Raw genomic sequence first — 15840 nt, forward strand, 5'->3', positions numbered from 1 at the left:
CGAGCGCAACGGACGCTGGACGCTACTGCAGCGCTCACGGATGAATGGCATGGCTTGCCTGGGGCAATACGAAGCTGCGCTAGAGACCGCTGTGGGCTGAGTTCTCGGCAGGCGCAAGATGGAAAGCACCCGCGGCTATGTTGAAGAGTTGCAGGGCACAAGGCGCTGGCGCAAGCGGCCTGACCGCCAGTTGGCGGAGTTGTATACCGAATTCGGGGCCGAGTTGGAACGCGCCTCGCGCGCAGGCGGTTATCGAACGACATCATGGCCAAGCTAAAGCTCAACGCGCAACGTGAGCATCGCATCGAGATGGAAATCGTCGTCGACGCGTCTACCGAGGAGGAGCGTGCGCTATCGTGGTACTGCTACCTGGAAGAAGAGTTCTCGTTTCCATTCAAAGCCAGTGTTCGCAAGGCGATGGACTCCTCGCCGCTGCCCATCGGCGAACACGTCTTGGTCACCGGACTCGCTCATGAAGATCTCCGCCGGGTCGGCATTTTTGCCTAGGTTCGGTGGGGCGAATGCGACGTGGTGGCGCCCCTAGCCCAGATCGATCCGGTGAACGGCGACAAGCCGACGCGCGTTGCGGTCGCGGACTGGCACTACTGGCGCGATCAAGGTTACGCATTCGGAATCCAGAGAGCCATTGCGCTGTCGCGGACGGAGCTTGCTTACCTCGTGCCTCGATCTCACGCAGCAACGGCCGTCGCGCGTGTCCGGTGTGCTCGGTTGCATCCGGGGAATTTTGAGGGAGGGAGTTGTTGTCGATCGACGATGAAATTGATGTCAAAGCCGTGGCGACGATCAAACCGGAGCGCCAGGGGACGGTGCTGGCCGAGTTGGCCAGGACGCATCCCCGTCTACGGCGTCGCTTGCGATTTGAGCTGGCCGCCCCCCACGGCGAGAACATGGTCGCTGCCGTCCGCGAATGGATCAGTGAACTCGGCGCGCAAACGTCGTTTCTCGACGCGGAACAGCTCAGCGAATTGRCAGCGGAGCTCGATGCCATCCGGGTGGCCATCGCCTCCTCTATTGCCGGAGCTGCCCCCGATCGCGCACCCGACCTGATGTGGGAATTCTTCGCGCTGGCCGGAACGGTCTATGAACGCACGACCGAAGAGGGATGGGAAGTCAGTGGTATCTTTGACGAGGCCTGCTCCGATCTGGTCAAGGTGAGTGCCCACGCAGGCGTCGACCCTGCACTATTCGCCACGAAAGTTGTCGCCGCGCTCAATGCCGATCAATATGGAGAGTACCGTGCGCTGATCGGGGCGATTGCATCAGCTGAGCCGTGGGCGCCAGCCTACCCCGGCCAATTGACGGCCTTGCTCAAGCGCATGAGCAGGACAAAGAACAGAGGGCACCTGCTGCCCCCCGGATGACGGCAACGACAGCGACGACGGTAGCAATGACAGAAAGAAATCAGCGGGCGAACGCGATTCGCTGGATCCAGGCCCAGATGGCCGAGTACGGGCTGCCGATGGAGGAACTGGAGGCAGCGGGGCGCTTTGATCCGGCGCCGGGGAATGGCACTGATTTGGATAGCGGATTCCCCTCAGATCGGAAAATCCACCGAGCATTGAAGGAGGCCCGGCCAGTGGTGCGACAGTCCTTCGGTAGAACGTGGTGGGGCGAGCAATGGCTCAATGCCCTGACACACATCGACTACGACAATCGTCTGCCGCGCGGGCGGACCTACGCGAACAAAGGAGCGGTCAAGGATCTTGTCGTCAGGGCCGGGACGATCCACGCCCAGATACAGGGCTCCCGGCCACGTCCCTACCAGGTGACGATCACGGTACCGCCGCTTTCCGCCAAGGATTCCGCACGGCTTCTGGACGCCATCGCCGCCGAGCCCACCCTGATCGCCCGGATGCTCAACCGGGAACTGGATCCGTCGGTGCTGGACCACGCACGCAATCTTGGGATTTCCGTCTTCCCTGCCCGGTGGAAGGACCTCGATATGCAATGCTCCTGCCCCGATTGGGCCGTGCCTTGCAAGCACTTGGCGGCGGTGATTTACCTCCTGAGCCGGGAAATCGACGGCAATCCGTTCCTGGTGTTTTCATTGCGGGGTGTCGACCTGGCGCAAGCCTTGAAGTCGCGCGACATCCATTTGGCGCCGGCAGCTGGGGCTGTCCTCCCCACGTTGACCGAGTTGCTGCCGACAGCTTCAGAGGCCCTGGCTGATGCGGGGGATCTTGCTGCGCTTGATCAGCTGGATTTCTCCGGGATTCCGGACCTGTCCGATCCACTGCTACAGGTGCTGCCGGCGCGCCCCACTTTCTTTCCCAATGGAGATTTTCGCGAGACGTTGCGGCGTCTTCTGGCACGTTCGAGAAAGGCCGCGCGACAAGCCATGGATTCCCGCGCCGGTGCCGTCGACGCGCAGCGCCTCACGTTCTCCGGTGATGACCGGCCGGGGATTGAACTGGACGCAAGATTGCACCCGTCGGTGTTCGGCACGAAGGACATCACCACCATCGAAGCACTGGAAGCAGCACTGGCTCACGTAGATGTGAGCAATCTGCCAGACGTGCAGCCCGAGGTCGCCGCGCTGTTCCAAGTGCGCTTGACGGCACTGCAGTTGATCGCGCATGGCGCGGTGATCCCGCAAATCCTCTTGGAGGATACCGACACTGTCTTGCTGCGCTGGCTCCCAGCCACGCTCGATGGTTTCGTGGCGACCGTCATGCAGCGACTTGCCACTGCGTTGCCAGCTGGCCTGGTCAAGACCGGGAAGGGAAGGAAGCGTGCCGTCCTCACCCAGGAGGCCCAGGCAACGTTCCTCTGTTCTCTGTTTCTGAATCACTTCATTCACGCATGGGCGGATGGCGCCAGCGAAAAGCCCCTCGGGAATAAGACGATGGCCTTGTTCTTCTGCACCGGCCGAGCCCGCTACGACGGTCCCGGTGAAGGGGAAATCGCCGCCGGCATTCACACCTGGCTATCCCGATACCATCTGGCGCGCCGAGAACATGTACCGGTGCTATGCCTCGAGGAGGCAAAAGCGGGCCATTTCGGGCTGGCACTCGCGATCGAGCATCGTTCGGCAGCGCTGGAGAAACCAGTACCACTGGCAGCGATTCTGACCGATGAGGCCTGGTCGAAGGGCCGTTTTGGCATTCTGCAGACAATCGCGCTACTGGCCGAGTTTTTCCAACCGCTCAATGCCTATATCAGTGCTGGCGCCAAGACCCCCGTCAAGATTGCTGCGGATGAGCTGCCGGCCTTGCTGTTTGATACGCTGCCGGTAATCCGCTTGCTCGGGATTCGCGCGCTGCTACCGAAGGCGCTCAACCATCTACTGCGACCTCGCCTGTCCATGCAGATCAAGGGTACGGCGACCGATACTGCGGGATTTTTTCGCGCCGACGATGTTCTTGCCTTCGACTGGAAAGTGGCCGTCGGTAACCATCTCATTACGCGCGCCGAGTTTGAAAGGTTGGTGAAGGATGCCGCAGGCGTTGTACGTTTCAAAGGGGCGTACGTCTATCTGGATCCCAAAGAGATCGAGCGCCTGCGTGCCCAACTGCTTAAGCCATTGGCACCTTCGGGCGCTGAACTGTTGCGCGTGGCCCTCGCAGGCGAACTCGCCGGCACGACCGTTGGCCTGGATGCCAAGGCCCGCAAGATCATTCAAGATTTGGTGGAAGCGGGCACGGTCCCGTTGCCTCGTGGTATCAACGCCACCCTACGCCCTTACCAGCAGCGGGGTTATGCCTGGCTTTATCGCAACGCGCGAATCGGTTTGGGCAGCGTGATCGCCGATGACATGGGGTTGGGCAAAACACTGCAGGTCATCGCTACGCTGCAAAAGCTCAAGGAGGATGGCGCGCTTGACGACGCCAAGGCCCTGGTCATCGTGCCTACCAGTTTGTTGACCAATTGGCAGAAGGAAATTGGGCGTTTCGCCCCCAACCTGAGCGTTGGCATCTTCCACGGCAGCAAGCGTGAGCTCGCGGTGAGTCGGCCTGATGTCCTGCTGACGACCTACGGTATCGCGCGTACGGCTGCTGCTACCCTCCATGCCTTGGCATGGCGCGTCGTCGTAGTGGATGAGGCCCAGAACATCAAGAACCCGGCTGCCGCCCAGACCAAGGCCGTGAAAGCGATCGCGGCCAGCAGCTTTATTGCCATGAGTGGGACGCCGGTGGAGAACCGCTTGTCCGAGTACTGGAGCATCCTGGACTTTGCGAACCGGGGCTATCTGGGAAGCCTCAATCAATTCGCGCGGGAATATGCGATGCCGATTCAGATCCAGCGCGATCAGCATGTCGTGCAGCGCTTCAAGCGGGTCACGGCCCCCTTCCTGCTGCGACGCCTGAAAGCCGACAAGGCCGTCATCAGCGATCTGCCCGACAAGATCGAGCAGGATCAATACTGCACGCTGACCAAGGCCCAGACGGCGCTGTATCAATCGGTGGTACAGGAGGGATTGCGAGTCATCTCAGGGGAATCCGACACCTTCAAGCGCCAAGGCCTGGTGCTGCAGATGATTCTGGCATTGAAGCAGATCTGTAACCATCCGGCGCAATATTTGAAACAGGGACAGGCCGACGCGGCGGCGTCTGGCAAAGCGGAGCGTTTTTTCGAGCTCATCGACGATATCCACGCCAGCCACGAAAAGGTGCTGGTATTCACCCAGTTCCGCGAGATGGGAACCCTGCTCTGCAGTTGGCTGCGACAGCGATATGGCCGCGATCCGCTATTTCTGCACGGGGGTGTCGTGCGAACCAAACGAGATGCTATGGTCGAGCGATTTCAAAACGACCGTACCGAGCGTGTATTTATTCTGTCACTTAAAGCCGGCGGGACAGGGCTAAATCTGACCGCGGCCTCCAACGTCATCCATTACGATCTATGGTGGAATCCAGCGGTGGAAGCGCAGGCAACCGACCGAGTCTATCGCATTGGCCAACAGCGCAACGTTCAGGTCCACCGATTCATCACTCGCGCTACGTTTGAAGAGCGTATCAATGACATGATTTTCGCCAAGCGGGAACTGGCCGACTTGGCAGTAGGCACGGGCGAACAGTGGATCGGTAATCTTAGCCGGGACGAGCTCAAGACGCTGTTTAGCCTGGGAGAGCGCTGAAAGGATGTCGCCCCACGTCATGCAGCAAAGACTATTCGGCTTTGATGTTGGCGGTCCTGACCACCTCCGCTCCACCGCCACGCGCACGTAGCAGTGCAACGCTCGCCACAGCGCTCTGCGGGCTGGCCCGAGTATCACACTGACCGCGGAGACGTAAGCATCCTGACGTACGCCGGCAAGTCCAGGCACTGGTAGCCGGCGGCCGTCAACGCCCGAGCCTCTTCGTCAGAAAAGGCTGGCGAGAACAGCGCCTTGGTCGAAGTCCACCCTTTCACCCGGCGCCCTTCCTTTGTCGACATGAACCGCTCGATTTGTTGCTCAAATTCGGAAAGCGAGGACAGGGTGTGCTTGCTTGCACTGCGCTTACACGAGCCGAAGCGAATACGCCGCGCGTCCTCGTCGAGTGCGACGATGTCGATCTCGATCGCGTTCTGTTCGTCTCGCGGCCGATTCCAGTAGCCCAGTTCGATGGAGGTCAGCGAGAAATCGCCCACGCCCTTTCGCGAACACTCTACGTGCAACTGACGAATCAGCTTCTCGAATGCGTATCCCTCGTGTCCGTGCAGCCGAGGGAGTGTCAGATCGATCGCCTTCGATAGCGGGCGCATGCGAGAAGCGTCCCGCGCCGGCTTCACGACCGACAGCCACACCTGCAGAAAGTTGTCGGTGATGTAATAGCGGGAATTGCGGCTCTTGCTCTCCGAGAACACCGGGTGGCGCTTGTCGACCATATGGTAATTCTCGACCAAGCGTTTGATTGTGACCTTCAACGACGCTTCGTCTTCATCCCGCAGCAGTGTGCCGACCAGTTGCCCGTGGCTCGAGCCCGGATGTTCCGAGAGGAAGTTTAGGACAGAGAGCAGTCTGCCCTTCACCTCACGGAGGAAGGATGTGTCTGCCTCTTCGGCCAGAGGGCTGCCTTCGCGAAGGAACATCCGCTCGAGCAAGGCTTCCTGAAACCGGGCGTCCACCTGAAATAGGCCCTGGTCATACGCGTCCCGGTAGAACTTGGGAACGCCTTCGAAGAAGCCCCAGAGCGTGAGCCAATGGTGCGGGTCGCGGATATCGTGTGCGCGGTACACCTCGATCAAGTCCTCGAAATCCCAGTGCTGCAGATCGATAGTCGCAGTGAGCCGCCCAAAGAGCGGCGCACCCTTGTCGTCGAGGAGCGCGCTCATTTCCGACTGCAGGGAGCCAAGGACAAACAGCCCGCCCCCTTGCGTATCGCGCAGCCGGTCCACTTGCTCCTGCAGGAATGAGTTGAAGGCGTAGAGCCTCCCCTCCGTGAAATACTGGAATTCGTCCAACACGACGATCAAGCCGCGGCGGCATAGAAGGCCGATCACGCCGGCCATCGAGGCGAAGTCAGTGACTTGCGGGGCCAGTGCATTTGCGATCTCGGATTCGCAGTCTTCCAGCGCCCGGCGGAACCCAGCCGCCACATCTCGCTCGTCTGAGTCTGGTATCTGCATGTAGACCATCCGAGCGAGTAACGACGGTTCGCTCTTGGATAGCTCACGCAGCAGGGTCGTCTTGCCAATGCGTCGTCGGCCTTGGATGCGGCAGAAGAACCAGTTTGGGCCATGGACAATCCGGTCCAGAGTCTCCAGCGTCCTCATTCGTCCGTAGAATTCCCAGGAGGTCATATTCTCTGCTTAAGTTACATTTATGTATCTTAAGTGATGGTTGACCGCAAAGCTAGGTGGGAAGACGGCTTGCTGCGGAAAAGCCCGTTCCCTACGTCAAGCGGAATAGCGCCGGGGACGTGTAGATTTGGATATCCCGTATAAGTTACAAAAATGTATCTTATCTTGAACAGTCCAAATAAGCGCTTTTTGCTTCACATATCCACGAACCCCTCGGCTTATAGGCCTGCATCTGGAGGAAGCGAAATCATTGCTGAGTCGGCTGCAGCGCACGATGGTCGCGGCACAGGTTGCCGAAGCGGTTGCCCGGATCAGCGTTTGCCCCACGTGCAGTGCGCAGTTGGCTTGCAAGGGTCACCATCACCTGGTCTTCCGTAGTGCGTTCGGGCGACTGTCGATTGACAGTCCCAGGATGGACAACTGCTCGCTGTCGAGCAAGCGCGCGGCCTGTGCCGCGGCGGTCACGACGAAGGCGAATTCGCCTCCTTGCGAAAGGGAGGATCGCGAAATAGATGCGCTGTTCGCGCGGCAGGTTGATCTTGCCGGCCAGGAACATCAAGGCTAGCAATTTTCCGGCGACCAGTACGACAACCAGCATCGCGACCAGAAAGGGCCGGTCCGCGAGCACACTGAAGTCGATCGCTTCTTCTTGCGTTTCGGAAGTTGATGGTGGTGCAAACAGCGTAGGCGGCTGCTTTGTTGCGGCGAATCAAGGCCCTTTCCCCGCCGATCGCCGGAAGCAGCGGGGGCGCTCTTCGCCGGGCGTCGGCGGCAGCACATACGCGTGCCGGTAACGGGCGAGTCCGACAAACAGCTCGGCGGTCGCGGGCAGCATCTGCCAGACAAGTGGCCGGCTTTCGTGAGCCACCGAACTCAGCCGCATCCCTCGCTTCTAGGCCTGGCGCAAGTTCACCCTCCCCGAGGTCCACCCGCGGCATGTCGCGCCAGTTCGCGACTACACCCTTGCGCTGCCGACGCCAACCTGAGAGCCCCCCCGCAGATCCTTGTCAGAAAAAGGAAAGCACATGACGCATGCGGGAAAGCGGAAAGCTGGGCCCGGCCTGATGATTCGACACACAGGTAGCCCCTCAGGCGAGCTCAATCGGCAAGCCACAGGTGCATCTTCATATTCGAGGAAGGCAGGAGACCACATGGCGAAAGTCGTTAGGATTTACGAAACAGGCGGGCCGGAGGTCCTTCGTTTTGAAGACGCCACGGTTGGCGAGCCGGGGCCGGGAGAGGTCCGCGTCCGTCACGTGGCCGCAGGACTGAACTTTGCTGACACCTACTTCCGCAGCGGCACTTATCAGGTTCCGCTTCCCAGCGGAATCGGCAACGAAGCCGCCGGCGTGATCGAGGCCGTCGGGGCCGGCGTCACCCATCTGGCGGTCGGCGACCGCGTGACCTATACGGGCTTCGCCAACACGCTGGGCGCGTACAGCACGGAGCGGCTGATCTCCGCCGCGCCGCTGATCAAGCTGCCGGAGGCAATCACTTGCGAAGTCGCCGCGGCGATGACCATGCGGGGCTTGTCAGCCTCCTACCTGATGCGCCGGATCTACCCGTTCAAGGCGGGTGACACCATTCTGCTGCATGCCGCAGCGGGTGGTGTCGGCCTGATCATTTCGCAATGGGCAAAGCTGCTGGGTCTGACCGTGATCGGAACGGTGTCTACCGATGCCAAGGCCGAAGTGGCGCGCGCCCATGGCTGCGATTACACGATCAACTACAGCCATGAGGACGTGGCCAAGCGCGTGCGGGAACTGACGGATGGCGTGGGCGTGTCCGTGGTTTTCGACAGCGTGGGCAAGGACACCTTCATGGCCTCGTTGGACTCCCTCAAGCGCCGCGGCCTGCTGGTGTGCGTGGGGTTCGCCTCCGGCCCGGTCACCGGGTTCGATCCGGCAATTCTGGCCCGCAAAGGCTCGGCATACCTGACGCGTCCCGGCCTGGCCGACTATATCGCCGATCCTGTTGAGAAGGCGGAACTGGTCGATGAATTGTTCGGCCATGTAGCGGCAGGCCGCATCCGCATCGAGATCAATCAGCGCTATGCGCTGGAAGACGCCGTGCAGGCACACCGGGACCTCGAGGCTCGAAAGACCACGGGTTCTTCCATCTTTGTGATTTGACGGTTTCCCGCCCCGGAAACGCTCTCATCTGGTTCGACATTCTCAATTTTTACGATTCACCCTGGAGACCCATCATCATGAACTTCCTTGACGGCCACTTGTATCCCGAGAACCAGCAGCCGCTGATCATTACGGCCGCTCCGTATGCGCCGGGCTGGATTCCCGCGGACTTCCCGGAGGATATCCCTGTCACCATGGAGGAACAGATCCAGAAGGCGGTGGATTGCTACGAAGCCGGTGCCCGGGTGCTGCATCTGCATGTCCGTGAAGCCGATGGCAAGGGGAGCAAGCGTTTGTCCATGTTCAACGAATTGATCGCCGGGGTGCGCGCCGCCGTGCCCGACATGGTGATCCAGGTTGGAGGCTCCATCAGCTTCGCGCCCGAAGAAGGCCAGGCCGCCAAATGGCTGAGCGACGACACGCGGCATATGCTGGCCGAACTCGATCCGAAGCCTGATCAGGTGACGGTGACAGTCAACACGACGCAGATGAACGTGACCGAGCATGCCGGCCTGGATGACTTCAAGGGCGTGTCGCGCGGATTCCCGCATCTCTACGACACGTACAAGGACATGATCGTGCCCTCGAATCCGAGCTGGGCCGAGGAACACATCCGACGCCTCACGGCCGCCGGCATCCAGAGCGAGTTTCAGGTCTACAACATCAACAGCTTTGAAACGATCGAACGCATGATTCGCCGCGGCGTCTACAAGGGCCCGCTGGTGATGAACTGGGTGGCGATCAGTGGTGGCATGGACCAGGCGAACATCTACAACCTGACCAACATGCTGCGTGCGGTACCCGATGGCGCCGTGGTCACGGTGGAAAGCTCGGTGCTCAATGTGCTGCCCATCAACATGATCGGCATGGCCCTGGGCCTGCACGTGCGATGCGGCATCGAGGATGTGCTCTGGAACCAGACCCGMACGGGSAAGATGAGYTCKGTCGAGCAGATCAAGCAACTGGTGCGYATYKCCSGCGARTTCGGTCGCCCCATCGCGACGGCGGAGCAGACGCGAGAGATCCTGAAGCTTGGCGTGTTCTACGACACCGTGGAAGAAACGCTCCAGGCCAATGGCTTCTCGCCCAATCGTAATGGTGGCCACCAGGGATTCCTGCGCAAGCAAGAAAATCAGTCGGCCTGACAACGGTTCACGCGGCCTTCTTGCGCTGTGCTTCGCGTCGGCGTTGCTCGTGCCGCTTGGGGCTGCGTCGCCCTTGCGGTTGGCGTTCCTGTGCTGCCAGAGCGATGCATCCGGAACGAGCGCAGCTAGAGCGATCGCCAACAGAAAAATTATATGGAGGGTGACAATGACATTTCGAATGCAAAAGCTGCTTGCTGCCACGCTGGGCACGGCAGCGCTTGCGGCGTTGTACGCATCCGCGCCGGTGCGGGCGGAGGATGCCTGGCCCGCGCGCCCGATTCAGATGGTCGTAGCGTCATCCGCAGGATCAGGAACCGATTCTCTGGCACGCCTGCTGGCGCAACGCCTGTCGGTGTCCTTGAAGCAACCGGTCGTCGTTGACAACCGGCCGGGCGGCAGTGGGGTCGTCGGAACAAACGTCGTTGTCAAGGCACCGTCCGACGGGTACACGCTGCTTTACACCACGGCATCGAACATGGTCATCGCCCCGGCCGTGCTGAAGACCATCCCCTACGATCCGAAGAAGAGCCTTGTGCCGATCGCCGAGACCGCGGAGGGCGGGGTGGTGCTGCTGGTGAGCAATGATCTGCCGGTTCACAACCTGCCGGAGCTGATCCAGTTCGTGAAGGTAAACCCGGAAAAATACGGCTACGCCACCTGGTCCACGGGGTCTTCCGGGCAGCTGACGATGGAATGGCTCAAGAAGCAGACCGGCATGAAGACCGATCACGTTCCATATCGGACTTCGAATCAATTGTTGACCGACCTTGCTTCAGGTGTCGTGAAAATCGGCTGGACCGATCCGGGCGCGCCCATTCCCTTCCTGCGTTCCGGTAAGGTCCGCGCCATCGCCATCGCAGGCAATGCGCGCGCACCGCAGCTGCCCGACGTCAAGACCATGGGTGAACAGGGCTACAAGTTCGATGCGGTGGGCTGGTTCGGCGTCTTCGCACCCTCGGGAACCAACCCGGCGATCCTGAAGAGGCTGGCTGAGGAAATCAATAAGGTCCAGAAATCTCCTGATCTCGCAGCCACGATGAAAGCCATGAACTTTGGGCCGCCACCTGCGAAGACTCCGGAGCAGTTCCGCGAGATGGTCAGCAACGATCTCCAGCTCTGGTCGAAGATCGCTACCGATGCGGGGATCCAGATCGATTAGTGCCCTGATTCCCCCCCGTAGAGCCGCAGCAAATTCAAGCTTTAAAACAGGACGAAGCGCAATTGCTCACCCGAAGGGGGAGGGGCCGCGCTCGTCCCTGCATATGCGCGGCTGTTTTGCGTAAAGGGGGAAATCGAATCTCAATTCGTCGCCTGGCAACGCTTTGACCTCGTGGCATCCGCGCGCCACAAGGTTGGAGACGATAACAATGAACGTGGAGGAGTTCTGGTGAAAAGAAAGATTCTTGCCTTGGCCGCCGTTAGTGCGTGTGGGGCAGCGAGTGCGCAATCCGGCGTGACCTTGTACGGTGTGGCAGACGTCAACGTCGAGTACGTCAATCGCGTCGGCGCCGCTGTGCCGTCGGCCGCCAACGGTTTCAAGTCGGGCGCCGGCCATAGTGTTGTCCGCGAGGACTCCGGTGGGTACTCCGGCTCGCGTTGGGGTCTTCGCGGCACGGAGGACCTGGGCGGCGGGATGAAGTCCATTTTCGTTCTGGAAAGCGGCTTCAATCTCGATACCGGCACGTCCCAGCAAGGCGGCCGCCTGTTTGGTCGCCAGGCCTTTGTTGGCCTTAGCTCGGAATATGGGCAGCTCACATTCGGCCGACAATATCAGTCGCTGTTTTCTACGCTGGCCAACTTTATCCCTGCCCGATATGCCACCCAGTACGAGCCGATCGGCGTGGTCACCGGAGCGAACTTCCGCGAGGACAATGCGGTGAAGTACGTCGGCGTGTTCGGCGGCCTTACGGCACAGGCCAACATGTCGTTTGGCGTAGGGACGACGCTGCCGCAAGTCGCCCCAAATGTTCCGGCCGCCGGTGGCAACGGTGAAGTTCCCGGGCAGTTTCGCCGCGACTCCGCCTATGGGGCGGGGTTGAGCTATATCTCCGGGCCTTTCGGCATAGGCGTTGCCTATGACCAGTGGAATCCGACGATCGGCACTGGCAGCGGTACCTTCAGAAAAGCCGCAGTCATGGGCAGCTACGCCATCAATGGCACGGCGAAGGTAATGGGCGGCTATCGCTGGGGCCAGAACAAGGACCAGAACGGTACCCTGACCATGCGCGACGATTTCTATTGGATAGGCGGTCAGTACCGGCTGTCTCCCGCACTCGACTTCACGCTCGAGTATGACTATCAGAACGTGAAGAGCCTCGGCGGCAACACGCACATTGCCAATCCCTGGCAGATTGCCCTGATTGCCGACTACGCGTTCTCGAAGCGTACGGATATCTATCTGACCATGGCCTATTCAAAGAACGCTGGCCTGGCGATGGAATCGGCCGCGAGCAACTACGCAACCAGTCTTACGGTCAACAACTACGCGCTGTCCAATGGCCAAAGCTCGATGTTTGGCGCCGCGGTGGGTATCCGCCACGTGTTCTGAGGGCGGCTATCAAGGCCAATCTACATAAGCTCCACCGGGAATGCCGATCTCCTGCCAAGTCGGCACTTTCCGCGGCATTCCCGGTTTCAAAGGTTCCACAGGAAACCCCTGTGGAACCTTTGCCCTTTTTGATACTGCAAGTAAAAAGGCAGTCTACGCGGCGGTCTTCCCACCGTTCACGTGAAGGGATCCCGGTGTTCCTTCCGTTCCTGCACTGTTCACAGCGATGTCGAGGCATCCAAAGCGCTCGATGGCATGCCGGACAAGACGGATAACATCGTCTTCACTGCTGATGTCGGCCGCCACGAAGTCTGCTTCCGCATCCATCTGCCGGAGTTCCGAGAGGAGGGCCGCTCCGGCAGCGGCGTTCCGCCCGGAGCACACCAGTCGCGCGCCTTTGGCTGCGAAGGCAAGCGCCGTCGCGCGGCCGATACCAGCGGTTGCACCGGTAACCAAGACAACAGGATAAGTCATGAATATTTCCTTGGATGGGTGAAGCGTTGTCCTTCGCTCTTTGGTCGGGAATGTACTGCTTGGTGGGACTTCGCCATGCTACGAAACATTGGGGTCGCTTGCCGTAGTTGCGCGCGGAATGTCGTGAATTGGAAAGTCAATGTCCTGACCGAATATGCATGGAAGCCCGCAACGCCAGATACTCGTCCCCGAGAAGCCGGCATCGTAGGTGATATCCCGTACTGATTCGAAGCCGGGCCGGCAGAACTACTTGGTCTCTCTATATGCAGGGCTGTACTGAGGCGTCTTCAAACCAAACGAGGAGTTCCAGTTTCATGGCATCCGAAAATCAGCCAACGGTTGTGATTGTTCCCGGCTTTCGCGATCACATACCAGAGCACTGGCAGTCGCTGCTGGCAGAGCGTTTGCAGCAGCAGGGACGAGCAGTGCGCATCGTGCCCCAGATTGATCAGGACAAGAGGTTGCGCCGTGCCAGGGTAGCGAACCTGGAGCGTGTCGTCAGCAACATCTCGGGGCCGGTCATCCTCGTTGCTCATAGTGTGGGCTGCCTGATCACCGTTCACTGGGCACAGGAGACGGAGTGCACTGTGCAAGGCGTATTGCTCGCCGCCCCGACCGACTATGGCAGCCCGTTGCCGCCCGGATACAGCGATCCGCAGACGCTGGCAGACGAGGGCTGGACCCCAATTCCGCGGCGCCATCTGAAATTCCCAAGCATCGTGGTCGCGAGCCGCAATGATCCGCTCGGGAAGTTCGAACGAGTCGGCGAGCTGGCGCACTCCTGGGGCAGTCGGTTCGTCGACGGCGGTGAAGTCGGGCATCTTGGACCGGCGGATGGCTATGGAACGTGGCCACTGGCGGAGCAACTCGTTCAGGAACTCTGAGGGCAAGCGCGACGGCGTCGGTGGTAGCCAATATTCGGCGATGCCGTTGTGTTGACAAAGGCTGCGCCGAATCAGGCCATCCAGTGCCCGACCGGACCGATGCCGGAATTCAGGCTGCCGTCAGCCAGGCCACTTCGCCAGCACGTCGCGGATGATCTGTGCAAAGGCCTCGGCCGACTGGCCGCCCGAGACCAGATAGCGGTTGTCGAAGATGATCGATGGAACGGATGGATACCCATCGCCTGGAATTCCGCCACTTCGGCGCGCACCGCGTCCGCATACTCGCCGCTCTCCAGCACGCGTCGCCCTTGAGTGGCATCGAGCCCCACCGATTGGGCCGATTCCAGCAGCATCTCATGATTACTGGGGTCCTTGCCATCGCCGTGATATGCCTTCAGCAGCGCCTCCTTGCACACATGGGGCGTCTCTCGCCGACGAGACCTTATATCGCTTTGAGTGCGGGATGCCGAAACCCGTGGTCGTTGCGCGTCTTCCTGTCGACGCGCATGCGCCTTATCCCTTCGTGAAGATTTCCAGAAAATGCTTGCTCGGATCCTCGAAATAGATTCGGCGACAGCCATCCTCCGTGCTGACCTCGCCGGGGCGGCGGCGGTAGGGATCCGCCCAGTACATTAGATTGCGCGCCCGGATGCGGGCGAAGCTTTGCTCGAATTCGGCGTCGCTGATCAGGAAGGCATAGTGTTGCAGGGCAACGTCGCCTTCCGCGTCCATGAAGTCCAGGGTGACATCGTTGTCCAGCCGTACAGCAAGAAACGGCCCGAACGGCACCGCGGCGGGACGTCCCAGGATCTCGGAGAGGAAGTCGGCGGACTCCTTCTTGTCGCGGGAAAAGACGATGGTGTGATTAAGCTGGATGGCCATGTCGCAATCTCCGAATTGGGGGGTATCTGCAAGGGACCAACGTGCCAGCCTGCGCGGTGCGGATACCAACCGTTACCGCGCCCCCTGGCAGGGTACATGGTAGCCACATTTCACAGGTATTGATTGAGACGTCATCGGTCCTCGACGTCTGAACAGCCGCAGTCCATACTTTTTTCGCCAAGCCCGCGATCCCCCGCGGCATATTCCAGAAAAAGCACAATACAAGACATGCGGCAGGCAAAGCGGCGCGCATCCTGGCGACCAGACGCCGTACACAAGACCGACGGTGCGGGCAGCGACCGCAGATGCCGCGAAGCGCCCGGTCCGGACAATGGTGGAGACATGAAACACAAGTTCCTGAGGCTTGCGGGCGCGCTCGTGCTCGGTGCTGCCCCCGGGCGGCACAGACAGGGCAACCCGCCCCAATATCCTGCTGATCGTCGCCGACGATCTCGGGTATTCCGATATCGAAGCCTTGGGCGGGGAAATTGCCACGCCGAACCTGGACCGCCTAGCGGGCCTGCAACGCAGCCGGACGGGTTATGAGGGATACCTCAACGAGAAGGCATTGTCGTTCCCGCAACTGCTGAAGGACGCTGGTTATCGCACCTATATGACCGGAGAATGGCACCTCGGCGTCAAGGACGAGCACGGGGTCAGGGCCCGTGGCTTCAACCGCGGATATGCCATGCTCCGTGGGGCAAGGACCGCTGGGAGCTGTACGACCTTTCGGTCGACCGCTCGGAACTGCATGACCTGGCGGGTAGCCGGCCGGACAAGCTGAAGGAGCTGATGGCCGCCTACGAGGACTACCGAAAGGCAAACGGCGTGGCGGAGTTCGACGGGCTGGCACAGCGCAAGGGCTATAGCAATGGCACGTCCTACTACGAGGATATTCGTGGGTTGGACAAGTAGCGCTCCCAGGGCGAGCGTGACCGTCCTGCTGGTCCTGGCGGTGCAGGGTGCAGGGCGCAGGCGTCAGCGTCGCACCGACGGTTGCGACGGGGGGCGGCACCTTCGGTGCTGTACAC

12 protein-coding genes and 3 pseudogenes are annotated in these 15840 nt (G+C 60.6%); 10 read left to right on the plus strand and 5 right to left on the minus strand.

Annotation, left to right across the window (positions count from 1 at the left end):
- Positions 1 to 309: 309 nt before the first annotated feature.
- From AC1DK4_RS31400 to AC1DK4_RS31410, 3 genes and pseudogenes are all read left to right on the plus strand, one after another.
- Positions 310 to 549, plus strand: a pseudogene (locus tag AC1DK4_RS31400) (calcium-binding protein); the annotation flags it as partial.
- A gap of 212 nt (positions 550 to 761) precedes the next feature.
- Positions 762 to 1382 (plus strand): DUF6880 family protein, encoded by a 621-nt coding sequence (locus AC1DK4_RS31405; protein ID WP_477132000.1) that lies wholly within the window; start codon positions 762 to 764, stop codon positions 1380 to 1382.
- A 26-nt stretch (positions 1383 to 1408) separates the two neighbouring features.
- Positions 1409 to 5098, plus strand: coding sequence for an SNF2-related protein (locus AC1DK4_RS31410; RefSeq protein WP_441622013.1), 3690 nt, complete (start codon positions 1409 to 1411; stop codon positions 5096 to 5098).
- A gap of 134 nt (positions 5099 to 5232) precedes the next feature.
- On the opposite strand, the gene AC1DK4_RS31415 is transcribed toward AC1DK4_RS31410, so the two are convergent.
- Both AC1DK4_RS31415 and AC1DK4_RS31420 read right to left on the minus strand, forming a co-directional pair.
- Entirely contained in the window at positions 5233 to 6744 is a 1512-nt protein-coding gene (locus tag AC1DK4_RS31415) for an ATP-binding protein (RefSeq protein ID WP_441622015.1), read from the minus strand.
- Positions 6745 to 6991: 247 nt separating this feature from the next.
- Entirely contained in the window at positions 6992 to 7372 is a 381-nt protein-coding gene (locus AC1DK4_RS31420) for a hypothetical protein (protein ID WP_441622017.1), read from the minus strand.
- Positions 7373 to 7895: 523 nt separating this feature from the next.
- Here AC1DK4_RS31420 and AC1DK4_RS31425 point away from each other — a divergent pair.
- The 4 genes from AC1DK4_RS31425 (at position 7896) to AC1DK4_RS31440 (ending at position 12569) form a co-directional block, all read left to right on the plus strand.
- The gene (locus AC1DK4_RS31425; protein ID WP_441622019.1) at positions 7896 to 8876 is read left to right on the plus strand and encodes a quinone oxidoreductase family protein; all 981 of its coding nucleotides are present in this window, start codon (positions 7896 to 7898) and stop codon (positions 8874 to 8876) included.
- A 77-nt stretch (positions 8877 to 8953) separates the two neighbouring features.
- Entirely contained in the window at positions 8954 to 10021 is a 1068-nt protein-coding gene (locus AC1DK4_RS31430; protein ID WP_477132009.1) for a beta-keto acid cleavage family enzyme, read from the plus strand.
- 166 nt (positions 10022 to 10187) lie between these two features.
- Complete coding sequence (locus tag AC1DK4_RS31435; protein ID WP_441649915.1) at positions 10188 to 11180, plus strand: Bug family tripartite tricarboxylate transporter substrate binding protein; 993 nt, start codon at positions 10188 to 10190, stop codon at positions 11178 to 11180.
- Positions 11181 to 11408: 228 nt separating this feature from the next.
- On the plus strand, positions 11409 to 12569 hold the full coding sequence (locus AC1DK4_RS31440) for a porin (RefSeq protein WP_441622023.1): 1161 nt from the start codon (positions 11409 to 11411) through the stop codon (positions 12567 to 12569).
- A gap of 183 nt (positions 12570 to 12752) precedes the next feature.
- On the opposite strand, the pseudogene AC1DK4_RS31445 reads toward AC1DK4_RS31440, so the two are convergent.
- Positions 12753 to 13043 (minus strand): annotated as a pseudogene (locus tag AC1DK4_RS31445) (SDR family NAD(P)-dependent oxidoreductase); the annotation flags it as partial.
- Between the two features lie 314 nt (positions 13044 to 13357).
- Here AC1DK4_RS31445 and AC1DK4_RS31450 point away from each other — a divergent pair.
- A complete protein-coding gene (locus tag AC1DK4_RS31450) occupies positions 13358 to 13927 on the plus strand; it encodes an RBBP9/YdeN family alpha/beta hydrolase (RefSeq protein ID WP_441622025.1) in 570 nt (189 codons plus the stop codon).
- 120 nt (positions 13928 to 14047) lie between these two features.
- Here AC1DK4_RS31450 and AC1DK4_RS31455 read toward each other — a convergent pair.
- Positions 14048 to 14337, minus strand: a pseudogene (locus tag AC1DK4_RS31455) (DsbA family oxidoreductase); the annotation flags it as partial.
- A 103-nt stretch (positions 14338 to 14440) separates the two neighbouring features.
- Positions 14441 to 14809 (minus strand): VOC family protein, encoded by a 369-nt coding sequence (locus AC1DK4_RS31460; RefSeq protein ID WP_441622027.1) that lies wholly within the window; start codon positions 14807 to 14809, stop codon positions 14441 to 14443.
- A gap of 385 nt (positions 14810 to 15194) precedes the next feature.
- Between AC1DK4_RS31460 and AC1DK4_RS31465 the strand changes: the two genes are divergently transcribed.
- The gene (locus AC1DK4_RS31465) at positions 15195 to 15593 is read left to right on the plus strand and encodes a sulfatase-like hydrolase/transferase (RefSeq protein WP_441622029.1); all 399 of its coding nucleotides are present in this window, start codon (positions 15195 to 15197) and stop codon (positions 15591 to 15593) included.
- A gap of 8 nt (positions 15594 to 15601) precedes the next feature.
- Positions 15602 to 15724 carry a hypothetical protein gene (locus tag AC1DK4_RS31470; RefSeq protein WP_441622031.1) on the plus strand — a complete coding sequence of 41 codons (123 nt, stop codon included), beginning with the start codon at positions 15602 to 15604 and terminating at the stop codon, positions 15722 to 15724.
- Positions 15725 to 15840 lie beyond the last annotated feature (116 nt).

This window comes from Cupriavidus sp. 05N38 (assembly GCF_056397345.1).

Coding starts and splice junctions, on each gene's coding strand:
- AC1DK4_RS31410 (WP_441622013.1), top strand. CDS start 1,409: ATGACAGAAAGAAATCAGCGGGCGAACGCGATTCGCTGGATCCAGGCC.
- AC1DK4_RS31415 (WP_441622015.1), bottom strand. CDS start 6,744: ATGACCTCCTGGGAATTCTACGGACGAATGAGGACGCTGGAGACTCTG.
- AC1DK4_RS31425 (WP_441622019.1), top strand. CDS start 7,896: ATGGCGAAAGTCGTTAGGATTTACGAAACAGGCGGGCCGGAGGTCCTT.
- AC1DK4_RS31435 (WP_441649915.1), top strand. CDS start 10,188: ATGACATTTCGAATGCAAAAGCTGCTTGCTGCCACGCTGGGCACGGCA.
- AC1DK4_RS31450 (WP_441622025.1), top strand. CDS start 13,358: ATGGCATCCGAAAATCAGCCAACGGTTGTGATTGTTCCCGGCTTTCGC.
- AC1DK4_RS31460 (WP_441622027.1), bottom strand. CDS start 14,809: ATGGCCATCCAGCTTAATCACACCATCGTCTTTTCCCGCGACAAGAAG.
- AC1DK4_RS31470 (WP_441622031.1), top strand. CDS start 15,602: ATGGCCGCCTACGAGGACTACCGAAAGGCAAACGGCGTGGCGGAGTTC.